This window comes from Streptomyces sp. NPDC046308 (assembly GCF_055588065.1).
Window position 1 is genome coordinate 227259 of the sequence record NZ_JBVJFB010000004.1, and the last position, 21431, is coordinate 248689.

At 69.8% G+C, this 21431-nt stretch carries 23 protein-coding genes, 1 tRNA gene and 1 pseudogene; 18 read left to right on the forward strand and 7 right to left on the reverse strand.

Annotated elements, in window-relative coordinates; translation table 11 throughout:
• Positions 1-59 precede the first annotated feature (59 nt).
• From ACZ6JT_RS18555 to ACZ6JT_RS18565, 3 genes are all read left to right on the forward strand, one after another.
• Positions 60-596 (forward strand): sugar transferase, encoded by a 537-nt coding sequence (locus ACZ6JT_RS18555; protein WP_469211025.1) that lies wholly within the window; start codon positions 60-62, stop codon positions 594-596.
• A gap of 110 nt (positions 597-706) precedes the next feature.
• Positions 707-3319 (forward strand): (Fe-S)-binding protein, encoded by a 2613-nt coding sequence (locus tag ACZ6JT_RS18560; protein ID WP_469211027.1) that lies wholly within the window; start codon positions 707-709, stop codon positions 3317-3319.
• Between the two features lie 323 nt (positions 3320-3642).
• A complete protein-coding gene (locus ACZ6JT_RS18565; protein WP_469211029.1) occupies positions 3643-4575 on the forward strand; it encodes a Yip1 family protein in 933 nt (310 codons plus the stop codon).
• 90 nt (positions 4576-4665) lie between these two features.
• On the opposite strand, the gene ACZ6JT_RS18570 is transcribed toward ACZ6JT_RS18565, so the two are convergent.
• Complete coding sequence (locus tag ACZ6JT_RS18570; protein ID WP_362811234.1) at positions 4666-5166, reverse strand: phosphoribosyltransferase; 501 nt, start codon at positions 5164-5166, stop codon at positions 4666-4668.
• Positions 5163-5750 carry a dCTP deaminase gene (gene dcd, locus ACZ6JT_RS18575; protein WP_030009868.1) on the reverse strand — a complete coding sequence of 196 codons (588 nt, stop codon included), beginning with the start codon at positions 5748-5750 and terminating at the stop codon, positions 5163-5165. The genes ACZ6JT_RS18570 and dcd overlap by 4 nt, the downstream gene beginning before the upstream one ends.
• 469 nt (positions 5751-6219) lie before the next feature.
• Here dcd and ACZ6JT_RS18580 point away from each other — a divergent pair.
• The 3 genes from ACZ6JT_RS18580 to ACZ6JT_RS18590 all read left to right on the forward strand — a co-directional run bounded on the left by ACZ6JT_RS18580 (position 6220) and on the right by ACZ6JT_RS18590 (position 7754).
• A tRNA-Gly gene (locus tag ACZ6JT_RS18580) sits at positions 6220-6290 on the forward strand.
• Positions 6291-6744: 454 nt separating this feature from the next.
• On the forward strand, positions 6745-7053 hold the full coding sequence (locus ACZ6JT_RS18585; protein WP_469211031.1) for a hypothetical protein: 309 nt from the start codon (positions 6745-6747) through the stop codon (positions 7051-7053).
• The gene (locus ACZ6JT_RS18590) at positions 7050-7754 is read left to right on the forward strand and encodes a restriction endonuclease (RefSeq protein WP_469211033.1); all 705 of its coding nucleotides are present in this window, start codon (positions 7050-7052) and stop codon (positions 7752-7754) included. Before ACZ6JT_RS18585 ends, ACZ6JT_RS18590 begins: the two co-directional genes overlap by 4 nt.
• 118 nt (positions 7755-7872) lie before the next feature.
• Here the strand turns inward: ACZ6JT_RS18590 and ACZ6JT_RS18595 are convergent, their stop codons facing one another.
• Together ACZ6JT_RS18595 and ACZ6JT_RS18600 are read right to left on the reverse strand one after the other, a co-directional pair.
• On the reverse strand, positions 7873-8316 hold the full coding sequence (locus ACZ6JT_RS18595) for a hypothetical protein (RefSeq protein WP_469211035.1): 444 nt from the start codon (positions 8314-8316) through the stop codon (positions 7873-7875).
• Between the two features lie 29 nt (positions 8317-8345).
• Complete coding sequence (locus ACZ6JT_RS18600) at positions 8346-8450, reverse strand: restriction endonuclease fold toxin-2 domain-containing protein (protein WP_469211037.1); 105 nt, start codon at positions 8448-8450, stop codon at positions 8346-8348.
• 194 nt (positions 8451-8644) lie between these two features.
• Between ACZ6JT_RS18600 and ACZ6JT_RS18605 the strand changes: the two genes are divergently transcribed.
• From ACZ6JT_RS18605 to ACZ6JT_RS18635, 7 genes are all read left to right on the forward strand, one after another.
• On the forward strand, positions 8645-8872 hold the full coding sequence (locus tag ACZ6JT_RS18605; protein ID WP_469211039.1) for a hypothetical protein: 228 nt from the start codon (positions 8645-8647) through the stop codon (positions 8870-8872).
• Positions 8873-9939: 1067 nt separating this feature from the next.
• Positions 9940-10143, forward strand: a complete 204-nt coding sequence (locus ACZ6JT_RS18610) for a cold-shock protein (protein WP_030647895.1) — start codon at positions 9940-9942, stop codon at positions 10141-10143.
• A gap of 310 nt (positions 10144-10453) precedes the next feature.
• The gene (locus tag ACZ6JT_RS18615; RefSeq protein WP_469211041.1) at positions 10454-11968 is read left to right on the forward strand and encodes a DEAD/DEAH box helicase; all 1515 of its coding nucleotides are present in this window, start codon (positions 10454-10456) and stop codon (positions 11966-11968) included.
• Between the two features lie 46 nt (positions 11969-12014).
• The gene (locus ACZ6JT_RS18620; RefSeq protein ID WP_469211043.1) at positions 12015-12419 is read left to right on the forward strand and encodes a CBS domain-containing protein; all 405 of its coding nucleotides are present in this window, start codon (positions 12015-12017) and stop codon (positions 12417-12419) included.
• 52 nt (positions 12420-12471) lie between these two features.
• Positions 12472-12783 carry an SCO5918 family protein gene (locus tag ACZ6JT_RS18625; protein WP_469211045.1) on the forward strand — a complete coding sequence of 104 codons (312 nt, stop codon included), beginning with the start codon at positions 12472-12474 and terminating at the stop codon, positions 12781-12783.
• An 867-nt stretch (positions 12784-13650) separates the two neighbouring features.
• Complete coding sequence (locus ACZ6JT_RS18630) at positions 13651-13989, forward strand: MerR family transcriptional regulator (protein ID WP_109779114.1); 339 nt, start codon at positions 13651-13653, stop codon at positions 13987-13989.
• A 348-nt stretch (positions 13990-14337) separates the two neighbouring features.
• Positions 14338-15321, forward strand: a complete 984-nt coding sequence (locus tag ACZ6JT_RS18635; protein WP_469211048.1) for a sigma-70 family RNA polymerase sigma factor — start codon at positions 14338-14340, stop codon at positions 15319-15321.
• A gap of 32 nt (positions 15322-15353) precedes the next feature.
• Here ACZ6JT_RS18635 and ACZ6JT_RS18640 read toward each other — a convergent pair whose 3' ends face one another.
• The 3 genes and pseudogenes from ACZ6JT_RS18640 to ACZ6JT_RS18650 form a co-directional block, all read right to left on the reverse strand.
• Positions 15354-16085 carry a DUF998 domain-containing protein gene (locus ACZ6JT_RS18640; RefSeq protein WP_469211050.1) on the reverse strand — a complete coding sequence of 244 codons (732 nt, stop codon included), beginning with the start codon at positions 16083-16085 and terminating at the stop codon, positions 15354-15356.
• Between the two features lie 236 nt (positions 16086-16321).
• Positions 16322-16640: pseudogene (locus tag ACZ6JT_RS18645) on the reverse strand (oxidoreductase); the annotation flags it as partial.
• 30 nt (positions 16641-16670) lie between these two features.
• On the reverse strand, positions 16671-16994 hold the full coding sequence (locus ACZ6JT_RS18650) for a putative quinol monooxygenase (protein ID WP_469211052.1): 324 nt from the start codon (positions 16992-16994) through the stop codon (positions 16671-16673).
• 137 nt (positions 16995-17131) lie between these two features.
• Between ACZ6JT_RS18650 and ACZ6JT_RS18655 the strand changes: the two genes are divergently transcribed.
• From ACZ6JT_RS18655 to ACZ6JT_RS18675, 5 genes are all read left to right on the forward strand, one after another.
• The gene (locus tag ACZ6JT_RS18655) at positions 17132-18109 is read left to right on the forward strand and encodes a GlxA family transcriptional regulator (protein WP_469211054.1); all 978 of its coding nucleotides are present in this window, start codon (positions 17132-17134) and stop codon (positions 18107-18109) included.
• 322 nt (positions 18110-18431) lie between these two features.
• Positions 18432-18773: a hypothetical protein gene (locus ACZ6JT_RS18660; RefSeq protein ID WP_469211056.1), complete on the forward strand. Its 342-nt coding sequence runs from the start codon at positions 18432-18434 to the stop codon at positions 18771-18773.
• A gap of 58 nt (positions 18774-18831) precedes the next feature.
• A complete protein-coding gene (gene lxmK, locus ACZ6JT_RS18665) occupies positions 18832-19893 on the forward strand; it encodes a class V lanthionine synthetase subunit LxmK (protein WP_469211058.1) in 1062 nt (353 codons plus the stop codon).
• On the forward strand, positions 19890-20963 hold the full coding sequence (locus ACZ6JT_RS18670) for a T3SS effector HopA1 family protein (protein ID WP_469211060.1): 1074 nt from the start codon (positions 19890-19892) through the stop codon (positions 20961-20963). Before lxmK ends, ACZ6JT_RS18670 begins: the two co-directional genes overlap by 4 nt.
• A 127-nt stretch (positions 20964-21090) precedes the next feature.
• A complete protein-coding gene (locus tag ACZ6JT_RS18675; RefSeq protein WP_030718520.1) occupies positions 21091-21297 on the forward strand; it encodes an LxmA leader domain family RiPP in 207 nt (68 codons plus the stop codon).
• Positions 21298-21431 lie beyond the last annotated feature (134 nt).

The window sequence follows — 21431 nt, forward strand, 5'->3', positions numbered from 1 at the left end:
GGGTCACCGTGGCCGCGCGCCACCACGAGACCGCCCCGGGCATACGGCACCGTGCTGGCATGCCCCTGCTCCTGCCCCTCCCCGCCCTACCGGGGCTCCGGCCGGCCCGGCCGCCGGCCAAGCGGGTGGTGGACCTGCTGGGGGCGCTGATCCTGTGCGCGCTGCTCGGCCTGCCGCTCGCCGGCGTCACCGCGCTGCTGTACGCGACCCACGGACGCCGCCCCTTGGTGCGGGAGGCCGCGGTCGGCCTGGCCGGGAGGCCGTTCCGTACGTGGCGGCTGCGCACCGCCGACACCGGCCGGCTCGGCGCCGCCCTGGACCGCTGCGCCCTCGACGTCCTCCCCCAGCTGATCAACGTGCTCCGCGGCGAGATGTCACTGGTCGGCCCGCGCCCGGAGGCCCGTACGGACCGCCCCGACCGGCTCCTCGTACGGCCCGGAATGACCGGATTGTGGCAGGTGAGTGCGCGCTCGGACCTCCCCTGGGAGGAGATGGCCCTGCTGGACCGGCATTATGTGGAGAACCACTGGCTCGGGATGGACCTCGCGATCCTTGCGCAAACCCCCCGGGCGGCCTGCAGACAAAGGCTCGCCTGAGCGACACAGATCACCGCACGCTCGGCTACATTGCGGCGTCGGGAATGGGTAACCTCAAGCCTTGACTTCATAAGTTACCGCTTAGTAAGTGCCGCCCGAGGAGCCCTCCCATGCAACTCGCCGCGATCATCGTGTCGCTGGTCCTGACCGTGGTCGGCGTCGCGCTGCTCGCCCGAGCCGTGGCGCAGATCTACCGTTTCGTGAAGATCGGCCAGCCCGTGCCGGCCGGCAGCCGCACGGACGACCCGAAGGCCCGATCCCTCACCCTCGTCCGGGAGTTCCTCGGCCACAGCCGGATGAACCGCTGGGGCATCGTCGGCTTCGCGCACTGGTTCGTCGCGATCGGCTTCCTGACGCTGCCGCCCACCCTCGCGCAGGCGTACGGCCAGCTGTTCCAGGCCGACTGGACGCTGCCGATCATCGGCGGCTTCCTGCCGTTCGAGCTCTACATCGAGTTCATCGGCCTGATGACGGTCGTCGGCATCGTCGTCCTGATGGCGATCCGGCTGCTCAGCCTGCCCTCGCGGGCCGGCCGCAAGTCGCGCTTCACCGGCTCGAAGGCCTGGCAGGCGTACTTCGTCGAGTACGTCATCCTCACCATCGGCCTCGCGATCCTGTGCCTGCGCGGCCTCGAGGGCGCGATCCACCACGTGGACTCGTACGAGCCGGCGTACTTCGTCTCGTACCCGCTGGTCCTGGCCTTCAAGGGGCTCTCGGCGAGCGCGCTGCAGAACGCCATCTACTTCACCGCGATGATCAAGATCGGCACCTCGCTGATCTGGATGATCGTCGTCTCGCTCAACACCAACATGGGTGTCGCCTGGCACCGCTTCCTCGGCTTCCCGAACATCTGGTTCAAGCGGAACGCGGACGGCGCGACCGCGCTCGGCGCGCTCCAGCCGATGACCAGCGGCGGCAAGGAGATCGACTTCGAGGACCCGGGCGAGGACGACGTCTTCGGCGTCTCGCAGGTCGAGCAGTTCTCCTGGAAGGGCATCCTCGACTTCTCCACGTGTACGGAGTGCGGTCGCTGCCAGTCGCAGTGCCCGGCCTGGAACACCGGCAAGCCGCTGTCCCCGAAGCTGCTGATCATGTCGCTGCGCGACCACGCGCACGCCAAGGCCCCGTACCTGCTCGCCGGCGGCGGCAAGGACATGGAGGGCAACGAGAAGGCCACGGCCGAGCAGCTGAAGGACGTCCCGGCCGCGGCCATCGCGGAGGCCGAGCGCCCGCTGATCGGCACGGTCGAGGAGAACGGCGTCATCGACCCGGACGTGCTCTGGTCCTGCACGACCTGCGGTGCGTGCGTCGAGCAGTGCCCGGTCGACATCGAGCACATCGACCACATCGTCGACATGCGCCGCTACCAGGTGATGATCGAGAGCGCGTTCCCGTCGGAGGCGGGCACGATGCTCAAGAACCTGGAGAAGAAGGGCAACCCCTGGGGCCTGGCGAAGAAGCAGCGCGTCGAGTGGACCAAGGAGGTGGACTTCGAGGTCCCGATCATCGGCAAGGACGCGGAGGACCTCTCCGAGTTCGACTACCTCTACTGGGTCGGCTGCGCCGGCGCCCTGGAGGACCGGGCCAAGAAGACCACGAAGGCCTTCGCCGAGCTGCTGAACATCGCGGGCGTCAAGTTCGCGATCATGGGCGGCGACGAGAAGTGCACCGGTGACTCGCCGCGCCGCCTGGGCAACGAGCCGCTGTTCCAGCAGCTGGGCCAGGAGAACGTGGCCATGCTGAACATGGCGTTCGGCGAGGACGACGACGATCCGGAGACGAAGAAGCCGAAGTCGGCGAAGCGGATCGTCTCGACCTGCCCGCACTGCTTCAACACCATCGCGAACGAGTACCCGCAGCTGGGCGGCGAGTACGAGGTCATCCACCACACGCAGCTGCTGCAGCACCTGATCGACGAGGGCCGGCTGACGCCGGTCACGCCGGTGGACGGTCTCATCACGTACCACGACCCGTGCTACCTGGGCCGCCACAACAAGGTCTACACGCCGCCGCGCGAGATCATGTCGGCCGTGCCGGGCCTGCGCCAGCAGGAGATGCACCGCCACAAGGAGCGGGGCTTCTGCTGTGGCGCCGGTGGCGCGCGGATGTGGATGGAGGAGCGGATCGGCAAGCGCATCAACAACGAGCGCGTCGACGAGGCCCTGTCCCTGAACCCCGACATCGTCTCGACCGCCTGCCCGTTCTGCCTGGTCATGCTCACCGACTCGGTGAACGGCAAGAAGAACGACGGCCAGGCGAAGGAACACGTCCAGGTCGTCGACGTGGCACAGCTGCTGCTGGAGTCGGTCAAGGCGCCCGGCCCCACGGAGGCCGAGCTGGCGGCCGCGGCGGCGGAGGCGGAAGCCGAGGCGGCCGCGGCGGCGGAGGCCGAGGCTGCTGCCGCGGCGAAGGCCAAGGCTGAGGCGGAGGCCAAGGCCGAGGCTGAGGCTGCGGCTGCGGCTGCGGCTGCGGCTGCGGCTGCTGCGAAGGCCGAGGCGGAGGCCGAGGCTGCCGCGAAGGCCGAGGCGGAGGCTTCTGCTGTGGCCAAGGCCGACGCGGAGCCTGAGGCGGAAGCGAAGGCCGCGCCGGAGGCGGAGCCCGAGGCCAAGGTTGAGGCAGAGGCGGAGGCCAAGGCTGAGGCTGAGCCCGAGGGCGAGGCGGCGGCGGAGCCCGCAGCCGAGACCGAGCCGGCGGCCGAGGCGAAGCCCGAGGACGCCAAGTAGCACCAGCCCGCACCACGCGGAACGGAACGGCCGGTCCCCCAGGCGGGGGGACCGGCCGTTCCGGCGTTCCGGGTCGGTAAGCGCGGCGCTCAGCCCGCGGCGACCAGCACCGGACTCTCGCACTCCGACGGGCCGACCCCCGGCTATGCGCGCATTCCCTCGGCAACCCAACGAAGAGCCGCAGATTGTGGCGCAGCCACGTAAATCAGACACTCGACAAGGTCCTCGGGGTACCCCTAGGGGTTGTCACAGGTCAGCCGCAAAGGGTGCGTGTTCCGGGCGACCGTCCACAGAGGCTCGCCGGACCAGGTACGTTCGATCACGTGGCTGGATTCAGGATCGGACGCGGCCGGGACAACAACCGCACTCCGCAACAACCCCCGCAGCAGCAGTCGTACGGCCGGCAGCAACCACCGCCGCCGTACGGCCAGCAGCCGTACCCTCCCGCCGGAGGCCCACCTGCGCAGCAGCAGTGGCCCCAGCCGGGCGCCGGGGGCCACGGCGAGCCGGAGTACTTCGACCCGTACGGACAGCAGCAGCAACCGCCGTACGCGGCGGGCCAGCAGCCCCCGTACGGCCACGGAGGCCCCAGCGGTGGCGGCGGCGGCTACACGAACGACAACCCGGGGCACACCCAGGTCTTCGCCGTCGGCGAGGACCCGTACAGCCAGGGCGCGACCTACCACGCGGGTGCGGCCGCGGCCGCCCCGTCCGGGCCGCGACTGCCGTGGAAGGAGCTCCTGCGCGGCATCGTGACGCGGCCGGGCCAGACCTTCCTGCAGATGCGCGACTACGCCGTCTGGGGTCCCGCGCTGACCGTGACCTTCCTCTACGGGCTCCTCGCGGTCTTCGGCCTCGACGACGCCCGCGAGGACGTGATCAACGCGACCCTGTCGAAGGCCGTCCCGATCGTCCTGTCCGCCGGCGTCGCCTTCGTCATCTGCGGTCTGATCCTGGGCGCGGTCACCCACACGCTCGCCCGCCAGATGGGCGGCGACGGCACCTGGCAGCCGACGGTCGGCCTGTCCATGCTGATCATGTCCATCACGGACGCGCCGCGCCTGCTGTTCGCGGTGTTCCTCGGCGGCGACAACATGGTCGTGCAGGTCCTGGGCTGGGCCACCTGGGTGGCCGCCGGAGCGCTCTTCACCTCGCTGGTGAGCAAGTCGCACGACCTGCCGTGGCCGAAGGCGCTGGGCGCCTCCGCGATCCAGCTGATCGCGCTCCTGTCGATCATCAAACTGGGCACGATCTAGCCCCGGCACGCAAAAGGGCCCGCCGCGCACTGTCTGCGCGGCGGGCCCTTTCACACACTCGTACGCGTACGCGCACCCGGAGTGGGACGTCTAGGCGTCGAGGACCTGGCCCTCACGCTTCACGACGGGCGGCTCGACCGACCACGGGAAGTTGATCCACTCGTCGGTCTTCTTCCACACGTACTCGCACTTCACGAGCGAGTGGGACTTCTCGTAGATGACGGCGGAGCGCACCTCGGCGACGTGGCCCAGGCAGAAGTCGTGGACGAGCTTGAGCGTCTTACCCGTGTCGGCCACGTCATCGGCGATGAGGACCTTCTTGTTCGTGAAGTCGATCGCCTCGGGGACGGGCGCCAGCATGACCGGCATCTCCAGCGTGGTGCCCACACCGGTGTAGAACTCGACGTTCACGAGGTGGATGTTCTTGCAGTCGAGCGCGTAGGCCAGCCCGCCCGCGACGAACACGCCGCCCCGGGCGATGCTCAGGATGATGTCGGGCTCGTACCCGTCGTCGGCGATGGTCTGCGCGAGCTGCCGCACGGCCCGCCCGAACCCCTCGTAGTCGAGGTTCTCGCGTACTACGTCACTCATGCCTCGTGCCTCACCTGGGTGCGGTGGAAGTTCTGGAAGGAACGCGAGGCGGTCGGGCCGCGCTGCCCCTGGTACCTGGACCCGTAGCGCTCGCTGCCGTACGGGAACTCCGCGGGCGAGCTGAGCCGGAACATGCAGAGCTGCCCGATCTTCATGCCCGGCCAGAGCTTGATCGGCAGCGTGGCGAGGTTCGACAGCTCCAGGGTCACGTGGCCCGAGAACCCGGGGTCGATGAATCCGGCGGTCGAATGCGTCACCAGGCCGAGGCGGCCCAGACTGGACTTCCCCTCCAGTCTGGAGGCGATGTCGTCGGGGAGCGAGATGACCTCGTACGTGGACGCGAGCACGAACTCACCGGGGTGGAGGATGAAGGCCTCGTCGCCCTCCGGCTCGACCATCCGGGTCAGGTCCGCCTGCTCGATCGCCGGATCGATGTGGGCGTACCGGTGATTCTCGAACACCCGGAAGAACCGGTCGAGACGTACATCGATGCTGGAGGGCTGCACCATCGACTCCTCGAACGGGTCGATGCGAACCCGTCCGCTGTCGATCTCGGCCCGGATGTCTTTGTCAGAGAGAAGCACGTCCCGAGGATACGCAGAGCGCGCGGGCCACCCCCAATCGAGAGCGGCGCCCGCGCGCCCGTCCTCTACCGCTACCGCTACCGCTTGACCGCTGCCCCGACGGGCACGGCGTGCCGCAACCGCGCGCACCGCGGACACCGCAGCAACCGCCCGGGCCCGATCCGGCCGGCACCGAGGTGCTGCAGCGGGAAGGAGGCGGTACTGAAAACGTGCCCTTCGGCACAACGGACGACGGTGTGCTCCATCGAGTCCCTTTCCCCAACGAGCCGTACTGCGACGAATCGCCACATTAGGGGATGATCGGCACCCACTCCAGCCGCCGCTCCGCACCCACACCGTACGCCCCAACTCCCGCGCCCACACGCCTCGGTGCACACCACACGCGACATCGACCCCGCGGCAGATTCACCGGGGGTCGATCATGAGGTAGAGTGGGCGACGATGGAGCTCCAGGCAACTGGCCCACCGCGCGGATGTAGTTTAATGGTAGAACATGAGCTTCCCAAGCTTATAGCGCGGGTTCGATTCCCGTCATCCGCTCTTGAACGAAGGCCCAGGTCAGCGACCTGGGCCTTCTTCGTTGTCTAGACCCCTCAGCCCCTGCCGTGCCCTCCGCGTGCCCCAACTGCCGCGATCGCCCTGACCGGAGGCCCTTCGGCGCACCGCATGCACCACATGGACAGGCCGCCGCGCCGAATCGCGAGACGCATCGCAGGTGACCCGCGTCACACGGTGCCGTGAATTCGCGCATTCGCCGCCCCAAAAGTGATGACCAACCCTCGCACCCAGAGGAACGGTTGACCGCGCTCAGGGATGTCCGCCCACCACACCGCGTACGGCAGTACAGGCCGCACCCGGCCCCCGGAGGCAGATCCGGACCATTCTGCAGATGATCACGAATAGCGACCAATCGGTGACCTGTTGTCAGTGGCGGGTGCTTTCATAAGTCGGTTACGCAGGGAGGCGTAACGCGTCTGGTGAGGGGGATACAGCTGTGCCCTGGATCAAGGACTACGTGCGGTCGGACGGCACTCCGGTAAAAGGACACGTCCGGCTTCCGGCCGGCGGACGACGCGAGACCACACTGCTGGGCCTGTTCGTGATCGGCGCGTTCGTCCTCGGCAACGGCACCACGACTGCCGGGACGGGCACCGGGACCGGGACCGGGACGGAGTTACCCCGGCCGCAGTCGACGGTGGTCTACCCGATCAAGTGGCCGGCCTGGGAGAAGCAGACACAGCCCCAGCCGACACCCACCGTCTCCTATCCCATCGTCTTCCCCAGCACGGGGAGCGGGCGGTGACCCGGCGCCCGCCCGTAAGGCGACGCAGGCGCAGTGGCCCGGCACGCCGCCGAGGGAACCCCGGCTCGGAAGGCCTGATCCTCCTCGGGCTCGTCGGACTGGCCGCCGTCAGCCTGATCGCGACGCTCCTGAACTGGCTGGCCGCCCACCCATGGGTCGTGGCCCTGCTCCTTCTGGCCGCAGCCGGCACGGGCGGCCTCTGGCTACGGCGACGACAGGAGGCGGCCCGCTGGGAACAGGTGCGGGCCCAGGGCCTGCGCTACGCCGTCGAGCACCTCGACAGCCTCCACCACAACGACTTCGAATTCGCCGTCCGCGACCTCATGCACCGCGACGGCTGCTCCGACGCACAGAAGGTCGGCGGGCGCGGAGACAACGGCGCCGATGTGAAAGCCACCGATCCCTACGGCCGCCGCTGGGTGATCCAGTGCAAGCACCGCAAGGCCGGCTGGTCCGGATCCGCGGTCGGTACCCCCGACCTCCAGGTGCTCAACGGCACCGGCCGACAGATACACGGCGGCGACGTCCTCGTCATGCTCACCAACGGCCGCTTCTCCGGCCCCGCCCTCGACTTCGCCAAGTCCCAGCGCCTCCACCTGGTCGACCGCCACCTCCTCGCCCAGTGGGCCAGCGGCTCCCGCCCCCTGTGGGAACTCCTCCGCGCCGTCCCGCCACCCCGAAGGCCCACATCACTGTCCTGACCCTTCGGGAATGGCCCAGCTATCCCATGGACCGCAGCCGGTGCGGATGCGTCTGTGGGGTGAGTGCAGCATGTGCTGCATCAACCCCACCGTGGGAACGTCGCTGCGACCCGTGGGTTCAGTCCAGGCCAAGGGCTTCGAGGTGAGCGAGGAAGGCCGCAACCAGCCGAGGGTGTGTGACCTCGGGGACCGGCTCGTCTGGGGCATCTTCCTCGATGCCCCACTCGGTATTGAAGGTAACGGCCTTGTTCTGAGGCACGACCTCGTCCCGGAGCCAGACGACGAAGTTCGCGGCTTCTTGTGCGGTGCAGTTCTTGACTGCCACTCCCTCCGGGGACAGAAGTGCGAAGCCCTCCAGCTCCTCTTCGCCGAAGGTGACCCCGAACTGCAGGCTGGTGTTGCGGACTGGGCCTGTGTGGCCTTCATCGACCTGCAGGAAGGCTTCCGGGTCCCCTGCAAGCAGGTGGGCCCTAAAACTGTCGAAGGTGAGACCCCAGGTTTCTCCGTCAATGGGCGTGAAGACGTACATCGTGCGGAGTTCGGCAAGGTCGGACGGGTTCACGCGGATGCTCCTTGGCGTGGAGAAGCGGATCAGGAGACGTAGCGGGCGTAGCCCTTGACCCCGTACGCGGCCATCATGACGCGCCAATAGGAAACGGAGTCGGCATTGTTGGTGTCCCCTTCGACTCCGCGCATCTCGACGGGCTCTGCGGATCGTGCACGTGGCAGGCTGCCCACGCCCTGCACCTGGGCACCGGCATGGCTACCGACTTCACCACCCCGTCCACAGCGGCCCACTAGCAGCCTTCGCCGAGAAGTTCGCCTTCCTCCGCGACCAGTACCGGGACTGCCTTCATCGCGCAGGCTTCAAGTACACGCTCCACTTCGAGATGGTGGACGAAGGCGGACGGCTTCTGTACTTGATCTTCGGCACCAAGAACGACAAGGGCCTGGAGACGATGAAGGACGCCATGTGGGGAGTCGACCCCAACCACGGCGTCCGCTACCGCGACCCAAGGACCCCAACCAGCAACAGCTGGAACTGGAGTGGGATCCAGACACCGCAGCACTACGCCGGATCCTTCGAGACCACGTCGCTGCCGCACCAGAGGGCCTGACGGTCACAGAGCTCCAGCGATTCACACTCCTCGAGACGGTGTACCGTCCGGCCCAGGTCATCAGGTCGGTCCCCCAGTTGCGCGACTCCAACGCCGTCGCCACTGACACCACTCGCCTCACAGGCAAGACGGTCGTGCTCCCCCCGCAGGCCAAGCCAACTCCTTCGTCGGAGCAGGACGGGCTGTGGTGAGTCGACCACCACACACTTGCGAGAGCAATCCGACGCGAAGCACGACCATCGGGGACGGCGGCTCACAGCGGTCGGGCCGATTCGATCTTCATTTGATGGGCCAGCGTGGCGGGCGTGCCCCAGCCGTGCCCTTGGGGGCGGTCAACAGCGGTCAGCGGCGGGCTTCGAAGGACCACCCAGAGAGGCCCACGAGGGCCTGTTTGCGCAGGTCAGACGCAATGCGGGCCCGTTCCGCGGAGTAGATTCCCAAGCTTGTTGTCTAGACCCTTCAGGCCCTTCCCTGCCCTCGGCGTGCCCCAACTCGCAGGAACTCCCTGCCCGGAGGGCTCTTCGCGCACCACTTGCACCACATGGCCGGCCTTGGTCGCGTGGATTCGCTTTCCAACAGGGGTGGTTGGCCGGAGGGGTTGGCTGTTCCCGCGGGTGCCGGTGGACGAAGGCAGTGACCCTGAGTGGGACCCTCCGACAGAGCGGCCGGGCACGGCGGGACTGCCGTTCACCTGTGGGCCGCCCCGCCCCGCAGGCTCACGTCCCCTTGCCTGCACGTCGCAGCCGGCGGTCGTCCTTGTTCGCGAAACGCTGCACTCGGGGGGAATCAATATCTATCCCCGCGGTCGGAGAGTTTAACGGACCCCGCAGGGAGAGTTTTTCCGCACCGCACACGATGGAGATATTCAACGCACACAAACCGCCGCGGCGTGCTACTGTCGATCTCGGTTGCAGTTTTGGTACCCAAACACTTCAAGCACTCCAGTCGGCCTCCGCGTCGCATCCGAGTGCTTAATATTCCGGGTCGTTTTCCGGCGGGGCATCATCGCGGCGACACGGTGTCCGCACAGTGCGGGTGCTGGTGTACTGCCCCAAAGGAGATATGACATGGCATCTGGCACTGTGAAGTGGTTCAACGCGGCCAAGGGTTTCGGCTTCATCGAGCAGGACGGTGGCGGCGACGACGTCTTCGCCCACTTCTCGAACATCGCCGCCCAGGGCTTCCGCGAGCTGCTGGAAGGCCAGAAGGTCACCTTCGACATCGCGCAGGGCCAGAAGGGCCCGACGGCCGAGAACATCGTTCCCGCCTGACGCTGACGCGCATTTCGTAGCTGGGGCCCGCATCCCTCGGGGTGCGGGCCCCAGCTGCACATATCTCCCGCAGTGATGTCACCTGCGGGACGAAGCATTCAGGGGTAGAGCCCGCTCGGCGCTTCACCCTCTTGTTTTTCCTGGTTTTGCGTCCACATGACGCCGCCCCATCTCAGCGCATGCGCCCATACGGAATACCTATGGGGCCAGAGTCGCTTTCGCATTCCATTCGGCCCGTTCTTGTGATTCCCCGCGCTGCGTTTCTGCTGCGGGAATTCCTTGCCATGTGCCGCATCAAGGAAGGTTCTGAATGAACCGCACACGTACGAACAACCGTTCCTCTCGCACCCGCAGCCGCGCCGGCGGCCCCGCTTTCGGCGCTGCCGCCGGTTCGGAGCGGGGCAGCCGCTTCGGCTCGTCGACCCCGAGCCGTTCCGGAGGTCCGAGCCGCTCGGGCGGCTATGGCCGCCGGGCCGCCGCGGTCCAGGGCGAGTTCGCCCTGCCGAAGACGATCACTCCCGCTCTGCCCGCCGTCGAGTCCTTCGCGGACCTCGCCATGCCGGCCGAGCTGTTGGCCGCCCTCGGCGCGCAAGGCGTGACCGTACCGTTCCCGATCCAGGGCGCCACCCTGCCCAACTCCCTCGCGGGCCGGGACGTGCTCGGCCGCGGGCGCACCGGCTCCGGCAAGACCCTCGCCTTCGGCCTCGCCCTGCTCGCCCGCACCGCCGGACAGCGCGCCGAGCCCCGCCAGCCGCTCGCCCTCGTCCTCGTCCCCACCCGCGAGCTCGCCCAACAGGTCACCGACGCCCTCGCCCCCTACGCCCGCGCCATGAAACTGCGCACGGCCACCGTCGTCGGCGGCATGCCCCTCGGGCGGCAGGCAAACGCGCTGCGCGCCGGCGCGGAGGTCGTCGTCGCCACGCCCGGACGGTTGAAGGACCTCATCGACCGCGGCGACTGCCGGCTGAACCAGGTCGCGATCACCGTCCTCGACGAAGCCGACCAGATGGCCGACATGGGCTTCATGCCGCAGGTCACCGCGCTACTGGACCAGGTGCGCCCCGAAGGCCAGCGGATGCTCTTCTCCGCCACCCTCGACCGCAACGTCGACCGGCTGGTCCGCCGCTACCTGACCGACCCGGTCGTGCACTCCGTCGACCCGTCGGCCGGCGCCGTCACCACCATGGAGCACCACGTACTCCACGTCCACGGCACCGACAAGCACGCGGCCACCACCGAGATCGCGGCGCGCGACGGCCGGGTGATCATGTTCCTCGACACCAAGCACGCCGTCGACCAGCTCACCACCCACCTGCTGAACAGCGGCGTCCGCGCCGCGGCCCTGCACGGCGGCAAGTCCCAGCCGCAGCGGACCCGGACCCTGGCCCAGTTCAAGACCGGGCACATCACCGTCCTGGTGGCGACCAACGTCGCGGCGCGCGGCATCCACGTCGACAACCTCGACCTCGTCGTGAACGTCGACCCGCCCACCGACCCCAAGGACTACCTCCACCGCGGCGGCCGCACCGCCCGCGCCGGCGAGTCCGGCAGCGTCGTCACCCTGGTCACGCCCAACCAGCGGCGCGAGATGACCCGTCTGATGGCGGCCGCGGGCATCGTCCCGCAGACCACCCAGGTCCGCTCCGGCGAAGACGCCCTGAACCGGATCACCGGCGCCCAGACCCCCTCCGGCATCCCGGTCACCATCACCGCACCTGTCGTCGAACGCGCCAAGCGCAGCACGGCCTCCCGTGGCAGGCGCCGGCCCGCTTCGACGCTCCGGCGCGTGAGCGTGCGGCCGTCCGCCTTCGATGCGGCGGCCTGAGAAGCACGTGATCGGGAAACTGACCCATCTCTGCAGGAGGTACGTTTTGACGCTGGTCCAGATGCAGCCCCGCTCGGCGAACGCCAACGCTGCGCACCGGACGGTGGGCGACGCCATGGAGGCGGCCGGTCCGCAGGTCTGTGACGACATGACGGTCGAGGTGGCCCTGGCAGTCATGGCCGGCGCCCGCGCGGGTCATCTGCTCGTCTGCGACGAGGACGGCCTGTGCACCGGGCTGGTCACCCAGGCCCAGCTCACCGCCATCCGCGACAGCGCGGCGTACACCGATCGGGTCCGTCTGCGCGACCTGCTGGGGGACCTCGGGCCGGTCGCGTCGTCCGCAACCACGATGGCCGAAGCCGAACACGCGATGCGCTACCGCCGGCTCGATGCCCTGCCTGTCGTCGATGAGCAGGGCAGTGCTCTGGGCGTCCTCGCCCTTGCCCGCTGAACCGCCTCACCGCGGCACGGCCGTCCCCGTCTTCTTCTTCCTGTGAGGCAACATGCGTTGTGTCATCGCCCGTTTTCCGTTCGACCTGACCAAGAGCGGTGTCCTGGAGTCGATGAAGGGCATCAAGCCCGAGCAGGTCGTCGGCGAGTCCGTGATCATCGGGCGCCGCACCTACCCCGTCAAGCAGGTCGGTCAGGTCATCACGCGCCAGGACCGCCGCGACTTCAGCGCCGGTGAAGTCCTGCGGGCCATGACCCAGCTCGGGTTCACCTGCCGCGGCCTTCCCCGGGCTGCCGTGCCCACGCGCGTCCTCAGCCCGCTCGAGCAGGCTTCCGCGATGCTCGGCATCCCGGTGACCGTCTGACGTACAGCACCGGCGCGAGCCGTCACCCGAACAGCGAGGAGGGCCCGACCGGCACGCGCCGGTCGGGCCCTTCTGCGTACCCAGGGGATTTTGGCTCGACGGTGAAGGTCTAGCTCTCCCCAGCAGGCCCGAAAATCTATGGCGGCCGGAGTAGACATTGGGCTGTGACGTAGCTATGGTTTCTCTCGTAGCCAGAGAGACAGCAAGGCCCGGCAGAGACGAACTGCCGGGCAGCAGTACCCGTAGTTGCAGTACGCAGGACGGTGCGGTGGTGGAGTTCCGAAGCCAGGGTTGTTGCAAGACGGCGACGGGGCTGACGACCGGACCGGGTGGCCCGCAGTCATCAGGGGCCGCCGAGAGAGCAGTACCGCAGTTAACGCAGTGGCAGTACCCGTAAGTGCAGTGCGCAGTACCAGCAGTGAAGTCAGTGAGCAGCACCTCGGTGAAGGCGTCGGCTGCAGGCGCGCGCACCGGGAAGTTCGGCAGTGGGGTTCCAAGCCAGAGCAGACGCAGGACGGGCAACGGGGCTGGCTGCCGAAAAGTGGCGCTGACACAGGCCACGGAGCAGTTCGCAGTAGAGCAGTACCAGCAGTAAGAAGTTGATCACCGAGGGAAGAACGGAGGAGCCGAGCACCATCAGGATCGCCCGGGCGGAAGTCTTGAGTCCGGGTACCGCAGGACATCGATAGTGAGGTGGTCTCCGGTCAAGCAACCGCGATCCCCGCACTCCCGGCAGCGTGTCGGCCGGGTCGGCGGAAACACAGGGTCGGCGCAGTATCAGGGCCGACAGATGGTGTAGTAGTTCCTTCGGGGCCCTGGTGCCGTACGGCACCAGGGCCCCTCCATGCGTTCCATGAGAGAGGTTCAATGACAGCAGACGACTCGTTCGGCCGTCTCGACGACGACGACTACCCCGCCTACACCATGGGCCGGGCCGCGGAAATGCTCGGCACCACCCAGGGCTTCCTCCGTGCCATCGGCGAAGCCCGCCTGATCACCCCGCTCCGCTCCGAGGGCGGTCACCGCCGCTACTCCCGCTACCAACTGCGCATCGCGGCCCGCGCTCGGGAGCTCGTCGACCAGGGCACCCCGATCGAGGCCGCCTGCCGCATCATCATCCTCGAGGACCAGCTCGAGGAAGCACAGCGCATCAACGCCGAATACCGCCGCGCCGCCGAATCAGCCGCACCGCCGCCCTCGGCCTGACCCGAGCGCGCCCGTCGGGGTCGGCGGGCCGGTCTCCCGGCCGACATCCAGCCACCCCGCTATGGCTAGGTCGGTCCCCGCTCCGTCCCCCGGGGCATGGCGCCGTCTCGCGCCCTCCCACCCGCGGGGCAACGCCGAGCGGGTGGCTATGAGCCGCTGCGAGAGCTGCGACGCGACGCAATAGGGCCGCTTGAGCCCGAGCCCGCCGTGCCCCGTGCACCGCCTGCCGCCTCTGCTTCGGCATCGTGGGGCGTTCCGGGCCGGTGTTCTGGGCTTACCGTTGCAACGGCCGCACCGGCGCCTCCCTGTGCATGCGGCCACTCACGGGTACGGGGCGAGGAGTTCGGCATGGGGGACGTCGAGGCACGCGTGGCTGCGGAGGAATTGGAGGGTTACCGGGGGGAGTTGACCGGCTACTGCTACCGGATGTTGGGGTCGTACGCGGAGGCCGAGGACGCGGTGCAGGAGGCGCTGGTCCGGGCCTGGCGGAACGCCGATCGGTTCGAAGGCAGGTCGTCGCTGCGTTCGTGGGTGTACCGCATCGCCACCAACGTGTGCCTCGACAACCTCGCCTCAGGGAAGCGGCGGGCGTTGCCGATGGACCTGTCCGGACCGCAGGAGGGCTCCACGCCGCCGGGTGCTCCCTCGGAGGCCGTGCTGTGGATCGAACCCCTGCCGGGCGACGATCCCGCGACCGCGGTGACGGCCTCCGAATCCGTACGCCTCGCATTCGTCGCTGCGCTCCAGCACCTGCCGGCCAAGCAGCGGGCCACGCTGATCCTGCGGGACGTCCTCGGCTTCTCGGCTCGCGAGGTCGCCGACCTGCAGGGCTCCACCCTCGCATCGGTCAACAGCGCCCTGCAGCGCGCCCGCGCCACGCTGGCCGACCGCCGTGCCGAGGTCGCCGGGGCGCGGACCCCTGCGCCCGACGGCGTCCGCCGAGCCCTGGCCGAGCGGTACGCCACGGCGTTCTCCCAGTACGACGTGGAGGAGCTGAACATGCTGCTCCACGTCGACGCCACCATGTCCCTGCCTCCGTACGCGAAGTGGATGCGTGGAGTGACCGACATCCGGTCGTGGCTGGCGGGTCCGGCCGTCGGCTGCCGCGGATCGCGGCTCGTCCCGACCGTGGCGAACGGCTCCCCCGCCTTCGGCCAGTACCGGCCCCGAACGGACGGAGCCGGCTACGAGCCCTGGGCTCTCCAGGTCGTCGAATTCTCCGGCGACCGCATTTCGAGCATCACGGCATTCCGCGACACCGCACGCCTCTTCCCTCTGTTCAAGCTGCCGGATCGCCTGAGCGCAGAAGCCGACCGCAACGTCCCTGGCTGATCACTTGCCGCAGTCCTCGGCGAGGGTGCGGGCTACGAGAGCGTTGGCGTGGCCGTGGCCGTGGCCGAGCCCGTGCTCGGACGTGAGCCCAGCTGCTGGCGGTCGGCCGGAGCGGCGGCCAGCCGAGCCGTCACCGAGCTGAGCCACAGCAGGCCGAGTCCGGCACCTGCGGTGAACGCCAGCACCGAGGCGGCCGAGGCCATGAAACCGGCGAGGACCACCACGGGCACCACGCGGGACGCGACGGCCCAGCCTCGAAGGCCCCGGGCGGCGAGCGGACGGGCCAGGATGACGAACGCGACGCACAGGGCGAGGTAGCCGACCATTCCGCCGACCATGTGGACGGCGCCGTGTCCGCTCATCACGGTCGATTCGGGCGCCCCCACCGGAAAGCCCGCCCCGGCATCGGCCGGGAAGGCCGCCGCGACCCAGAAGGAGACGCCGAAGGTACCGACCAGGGCCGGCCCCCACGTCCCGCCGGGGCCACCGCGCAGTGCTCGCCGTAGTCCGGCCGCACCGACGATCAGGAGCGCGCCGGTGAGCAGGAAGCTCACCGTCTGGACCGAGCCCCACTCGCCGAGAGCCAGCTGGCTGATCGCGTTCCGGGTGAAGTCGAAGCCGTCCCGCGCAAACCCCTGGGCAAGACCGGCCGCCAGGAACAGCGGACCGGCCACCACACCACCGGCCAGGGCCCACCGCGCCGCAGATCGCGACCCGGGCTCGGTGGAAAGAACGTGGCGGGGCGCGGTGAGCGTGTCCGTCATAGGGGGCCTCCCTCGTTTCGATGTCGTCGCCCATATGACCGACGGCAAGGAGCAGAGTCATCGCTCGGGCCGTTGTGCACTGGCTCACACGTTGGCCGGAACGGCTTGCGGCTCACTCACGCGCTTCCGCCTCGCTTCCCAGACGCCACGACCATCCCGTCCGGGGAACGGCTCTCAGGTCACCGTTCGGTGATGAGGGGTGTGTCCGTCGACGATTCGGCGGGCGGACGCCGGGTCGACTTCGCTGCGGCCGTGGCGGTCTCGATGCCGGTCAACCCGTCGCCGACGACCAGCTCGCCGCCGCCCTCGGCGTCGGCACGGCGACGACCTGATGCTCGGGGTCGACGGCGGTGTCGCGGGCCACCCGCCCCGTATCCCCCTGCCCGCGAAGACCTCGGTGAGCTGCGGAGCCCCGATCTCCTGATCGGTCCGGCTCGGCGTTGACCACGGGGATCTCGGTGTCCGCCGGGGACAGCCGGCGGGCCCCAGGGTCCCGGCGACGTGGGACCCGGCATGACCGGCGCCGAGGACGACGATGCGGTGCTTCGTGTGCAGGAGCGTCGCCCCGTAGGCACCACGGCGGCATCAGGAGAGCTTCGCGGCCAGGACGTCGACGGTCAGGATCTCAGGGGCCTCGGCCAGCAGCTCGGGGGCGCGCTCCATGAGCGCCGCCGCGATCTTGCCCTGGAGGTGCGCCTGGCGGCCCTCCTCGGTGGCGAAGGCATCGAAGATGCCGAAGGTCGTGGTGCCCAGGCGCAGCGCGAACCAGACGGTGGTGCCGGCCTCTTCCCGAGCCAGGGCGAGGGCGCCGGTGAGGAGTTCCTCGACCTCTCGGACGTACTCCGGCTTGGCCTCGATGCGGGCGAGCAGGCCGATGCGGGTGGTGTCGGGGACAAGGGCGTTGGTCACGGAGTGCTCCTCGGTGCGTGGTGGGGGTGCGGGGCGACCCGGTGGGGTGTCGCGCCGCGGTGCGATGTGATCACCGTAGGAGCGGCCGCAGAGCTCCGGTCAGTGGCGGATCCGCCGGATGCTTTACCGTTTCCGACATGAGGATTTCGGTACTGGTCATGGACGACCTCTTCGACTCCGGGCTGGCCACGGTCCTCGACGTCCTGCAGACGGCCAACGAACTGCGGGAGGAGCTGCCCCACCCCCCACCGCGCTGGGAGCTGACCCGCGTCAGCGGGCGGGGTGCCGTCCGTACGGCCTCCGGGCACGTGATCGAAGCCCGGGCCGCCGGCGACGGCCCCCGGCCCGAGCTCCTCATCGTGCCCGGGGCCGGCCCCAAACAGCCCGCGTCCCTGCTGGACTGGGTGGCCGCCCCGGAACGCGAACCCGAACGCGAGGCGCTCCGGCGGGCCCGGGCCGAGGGCATCCCCCTGGCCGCGGCCTGCACGAGTACGTTCCTCCTCGCCGAGGCAGGGGTGCTGGACGGGCTCGCCGCCACCACCAGTTGGTGGCTGGCCCCGGCCTTCCGGCAGGCGTTCCCCCAAGTCGCCCTGGAAGACAGTCACATGCTGGTCCACGCCCCTGGGGTGACCACGGCCGGAGCCGCCATGGCACACCTCGACCTCGCCCTCGCCCTGGTGCGGCAGGCGAGCCCGGCCCTCGCCGACCTCACGGCCCGCTACCTCGTGGTCGACGACCGCCCCACCCAAGCCGGCTACGCGATTCCCAGCCACCTCGCCCGCACTGACCCCACCGTCAGCGCCTTCGAGAGCTGGGTCCGCGCGCACCTCGACCAGCCCCTGCGGATGGCCGAGGCGGCCCCGGCGGTCGGCGTGAGCGAGCGGACCCTCCAGCGCGCCGTGGACAAGGTCCTGGGCGTCTCACCCCTGCGGTTCGCACAGACCATCCGGCTCGAACAGGCCGCCCACCTGCTGCGCACCACGGACCTGCCCACGGAGACCGTCGCCCGCCGCGTCGGCTACGAGAACGCCTCCACGCTCACCACCTTGCTGCGCAAGCGCCTCGGCGCCACCCCCGGCCACCTCCGCAACGGCACCGCGCCCGCCAGCGCCTAGTGCTGGGACGGCGCCCTTGGTGTGCCGCGCACATGCCGCGGGACGGCCCGCCGGAGCGGCGGGGCCGCGGCTTCGCCGGAGGCGTACGGCGACGGCGGCAACGGGCCGTCGAGGTCCGTGGCCGATCCCCCTCCCCCCAACAGGCCCAGGTCGGTGACCTGGGCCTGTTGCGTTTCCCGGGCCTCTTCGGCGGCACCGGAGCGGGTGCAGGAAGCTGAACCGCTCATACAGGAAGCTGAACGCTCTTTTCCCTCTCAGGGGCCTTCCGGCGCGGCAGAGTTGTCCACGTCGAGAAGGAAACGACACCACGAGGGGAAACGAAATGACGAAGTCGGCCACCGCCAAGGAACGTTCGAAGAAGCGCTCGGTCTACGTATTCACCGCACTGGGACTGGTCGCCGGAATCGCCGTCGCGACCCTGACCCATTCGGATGACTCGGACGACCGTTCCGCCGCACCGGCCGGCATCCACCAGGTCACCGCGACCGCCGTCACCGTGGCCGACGAGACGCCCGCCGAGCCGACGCAGCCGCAGGTCACGGCCGCTTCCATCCCCGGCTGGCAGAGCCCGGGCCAGAAGGGCGCGAGCCAGGACGGCCCGAGCCCGCAGATCCCCGGCTGGCAGAGCCCGCCCGCGGCCACCCCCGCGACGCAGAGCGTCTGAGGCCGGCCACCCGATGTCGACCACATTCGCTCCCGTCGATCTCGACGGAGTTCCGGCGGTGGAAGCCTTTCTCGACCGCATGGGATTCGGCCACTTCGACAGGAATTCGGTCTCCGCACCGATAGGCCGCAACGAAATATGGGCCGGCAGCACGGAAAGCGGCCGGGACGTCTTCGTCAAACGGCTCGTCGGAACCGGCGACGACGTCAGCGACCGGATGCGGCGCCTGCTCGCCTTCGAGCGGTTCGCCGTCACCCTCCCGCCCCACGCACTGCGCGGCCCGGTCTTCCTGGGCCACGACACCGCCGAACGGCTGGTCGCCTTCACCTACCTCGACGGCGCCCGCAGCGGCGCCGAGCTGATGGTGGACGAGAGCTTCGACGACGAGCTGGCCGGCCAGGTCGGCCGCGCCATCGGCCTCCTGCACAGCGCGCGGCACCCCGCCCCCGAGGAACTGGACACGACCCCTCCGGCACTGCCTTCCCTGAGCTTCCTCCAGGGCCTGCCCCCGGGCATGTTCGACAACCTGGGCTTCGCCGAACTCCAGGCCTGGCGCCTGATGCAGAGCGACGCACAGCTGGTCGAGGCACTGACGCGGCTGCGTGCCGCCGAGGCCGCCGCGCCCAAGGTGCCCTCCCACTGCGACTTCCGCGTCGACCAGCTCCTGCTCACCGACGAGGGCCTGTACGTGGCGGACTGGGAGGAGTTCCGGCTCGCCGACCCCGCCCGCGACGTGGGCAGCTTCGCCGGCGAGTGGCTCTACCGCTCCATCCTCGACGTGGTCACTACCCGTGGTGACGAAGAGGGCAGCGGGCCCGAGGAGTACGAGCTCACCCACGAGGCGATCCTCAGCCGCGGCGTGGCCAAGATCGAACGCCTGCGGCCCAAGATCCGGCACTTCTGGCGGGAGTACGCCGCCGTACGCCCCGACATGGACCCCGGACTCCCCGAGCGCGCCGCCGCCTTCGCGGGCTGGCACATGCTCGACCGCCTGATCGCCGGCAGCACGCAGCGGATGCGTCTGTCCGGCATCGAGCGGGCGGCCGCCGGAATCGGCCGCAACATCCTTCTCCACCCCCAGAAGTTCGTCACCGCACTCGGATTGGAGGTCACCCCGTGAGCACGGACACGGCCACGAGAACAAGAACAAGGACGAGCACGAGCACGAGCACGGCCACCAGCACGACCCCAGCGCCGCCCGCCGCGCTGCTCCACGCCCTGGACGGCGTCCGCATCGCCGACGACCGCCTCTCCGCGACCGTCGCCGGCCGCGAACTGACCGCGGACAGCCCCGGCGAGCTCAAGACCCTGCTGGGCACCGCCCTGTACGAGACCCTGCACTCCGGCCAGGACGAGTCGGCCTCCAAGCTGCCGCGGATCCTGCGCGACACCGGCTTCGAACGGCGCCTCGGCGAGGCCGTCCCGCACCGCAGCGTCACCGCCGAGGCCGTGGTGCTGCCCCAGCCGCCCGGCACCCCCGCCGACGCAGCCGACGTGCTCGTCCTGCGGGACGGCGTCCGGACCTGGGTCCCCCGGCGGACCGTGAACGTCGCCGACCCGGCCCCCGGCACCCGCGTGGGACTCGGCGTACCGGCCGCGCGGCCCGCGCTCTCCCCCGGCTTCTTCGTCGTCACCAGCCCGGTCAACCGGGGCGCGCCCGCCGAACTGCTGCGGGTCTACCTCAACCTGACCGACTCCCAGGCCGCTCCGCAGGCGTGGCAGGCCGTCCTGACCCGGCTCAACGAGCTGGAGATCGCGTACCAGGCCAAGGTCCTCTCCTGCCTGCCGCTCTACCCGCGGCGCGACGCCCTCGTCGTCTACCTCCAGCCCGACGCCTGGCACGCCGTTCCGGTCCTCGCCGAACTGGCGCCGTCCCTGCCCGGACTGGGCTCGGAAACCTCGCACTTCGTCCACCGCGTCGCCCCCGGCGTCGGCGTGGCCTTCGAGCCCGCGGACCACCGGCCGGCCATGCGCGGCCTCAGCTTCGGTCAGCACCGCGCCGGCGCCGCCGCCGAAGCCCTGCTCGACCGGGCCCGGCACGGCACCCCGCTGGCCGAGGCGCTCACCGCCCGCTTCACCCAGGCCGGCATCGACCCGTACCGCCCGGCGCGCAACCTCACCTCGCCGGAGCTCCCCGCACCCGCCGCACCGGGCGCGGCCGGCACCGCCTCGACGGCTGCCGCGGCCTGAGGGGGCTGCAGGGCGTGAGTGCCCGCGCACCCGCTCCCTGCTTCCACCTCAGTACGTACCGCACGTGCACCACGTACGGCACACCTCTCAGGTGCCCACCGGGCACCCATCCACAAGGAGAAGAACCATGGACAACGCTTCGATGATGGACCTGGTCGCCGGCTACAACACCTACGCCGAGGCCTCTGAGCTGGGCATCCAGGCCGTCGCCGACGCCCCGGCCACCACCCCGGTCTGCGCCGCGACCATCGCCGCGTCCGCCGTGTCCTCCGGCTGGTGCGCCTCGGCCGCCGCCTCCGCCGCCGGTGGCGCCACCTACAAGCTCGGCTGCTGATCCCCGCGGGATTCCCGCAGCCGCCGTCCCCCCGTACGCAACCAGCCGACGAAGGGAGGTGAACCACATGTCCCACGACCAGAACACCCTCGAGGAGCTGGTGACGGGCTACGAGTCCTACGCCGACGCCGACG

Excerpts from the sequence above, each read along its gene's own strand:
- ACZ6JT_RS18560 (WP_469211027.1), top strand. The coding sequence starts at position 707 with ATGCAACTCGCCGCGATCATCGTGTCGCTGGTCCTGACCGTGGTCGGC.
- ACZ6JT_RS18615 (WP_469211041.1), top strand. The coding sequence starts at position 10,454 with ATGAACCGCACACGTACGAACAACCGTTCCTCTCGCACCCGCAGCCGC.
- ACZ6JT_RS18555 (WP_469211025.1), top strand. The coding sequence starts at position 60 with ATGCCCCTGCTCCTGCCCCTCCCCGCCCTACCGGGGCTCCGGCCGGCC.
- ACZ6JT_RS18660 (WP_469211056.1), top strand. The coding sequence starts at position 18,432 with ATGACGAAGTCGGCCACCGCCAAGGAACGTTCGAAGAAGCGCTCGGTC.
- ACZ6JT_RS18570 (WP_362811234.1), bottom strand. The coding sequence starts at position 5,166 with ATGAGTGACGTAGTACGCGAGAACCTCGACTACGAGGGGTTCGGGCGG.
- ACZ6JT_RS18675 (WP_030718520.1), top strand. The coding sequence starts at position 21,091 with ATGGACAACGCTTCGATGATGGACCTGGTCGCCGGCTACAACACCTAC.
- ACZ6JT_RS18655 (WP_469211054.1), top strand. The coding sequence starts at position 17,132 with ATGAGGATTTCGGTACTGGTCATGGACGACCTCTTCGACTCCGGGCTG.
- ACZ6JT_RS18610 (WP_030647895.1), top strand. The coding sequence starts at position 9,940 with ATGGCATCTGGCACTGTGAAGTGGTTCAACGCGGCCAAGGGTTTCGGC.
- ACZ6JT_RS18625 (WP_469211045.1), top strand. The coding sequence starts at position 12,472 with ATGCGTTGTGTCATCGCCCGTTTTCCGTTCGACCTGACCAAGAGCGGT.
- ACZ6JT_RS18635 (WP_469211048.1), top strand. The coding sequence starts at position 14,338 with ATGGGGGACGTCGAGGCACGCGTGGCTGCGGAGGAATTGGAGGGTTAC.
- ACZ6JT_RS18605 (WP_469211039.1), top strand. The coding sequence starts at position 8,645 with ATGGTGGACGAAGGCGGACGGCTTCTGTACTTGATCTTCGGCACCAAG.
- ACZ6JT_RS18640 (WP_469211050.1), bottom strand. The coding sequence starts at position 16,085 with ATGACGGACACGCTCACCGCGCCCCGCCACGTTCTTTCCACCGAGCCC.
- ACZ6JT_RS18630 (WP_109779114.1), top strand. The coding sequence starts at position 13,651 with ATGACAGCAGACGACTCGTTCGGCCGTCTCGACGACGACGACTACCCC.
- ACZ6JT_RS18600 (WP_469211037.1), bottom strand. The coding sequence starts at position 8,450 with ATGCGCGGAGTCGAAGGGGACACCAACAATGCCGACTCCGTTTCCTAT.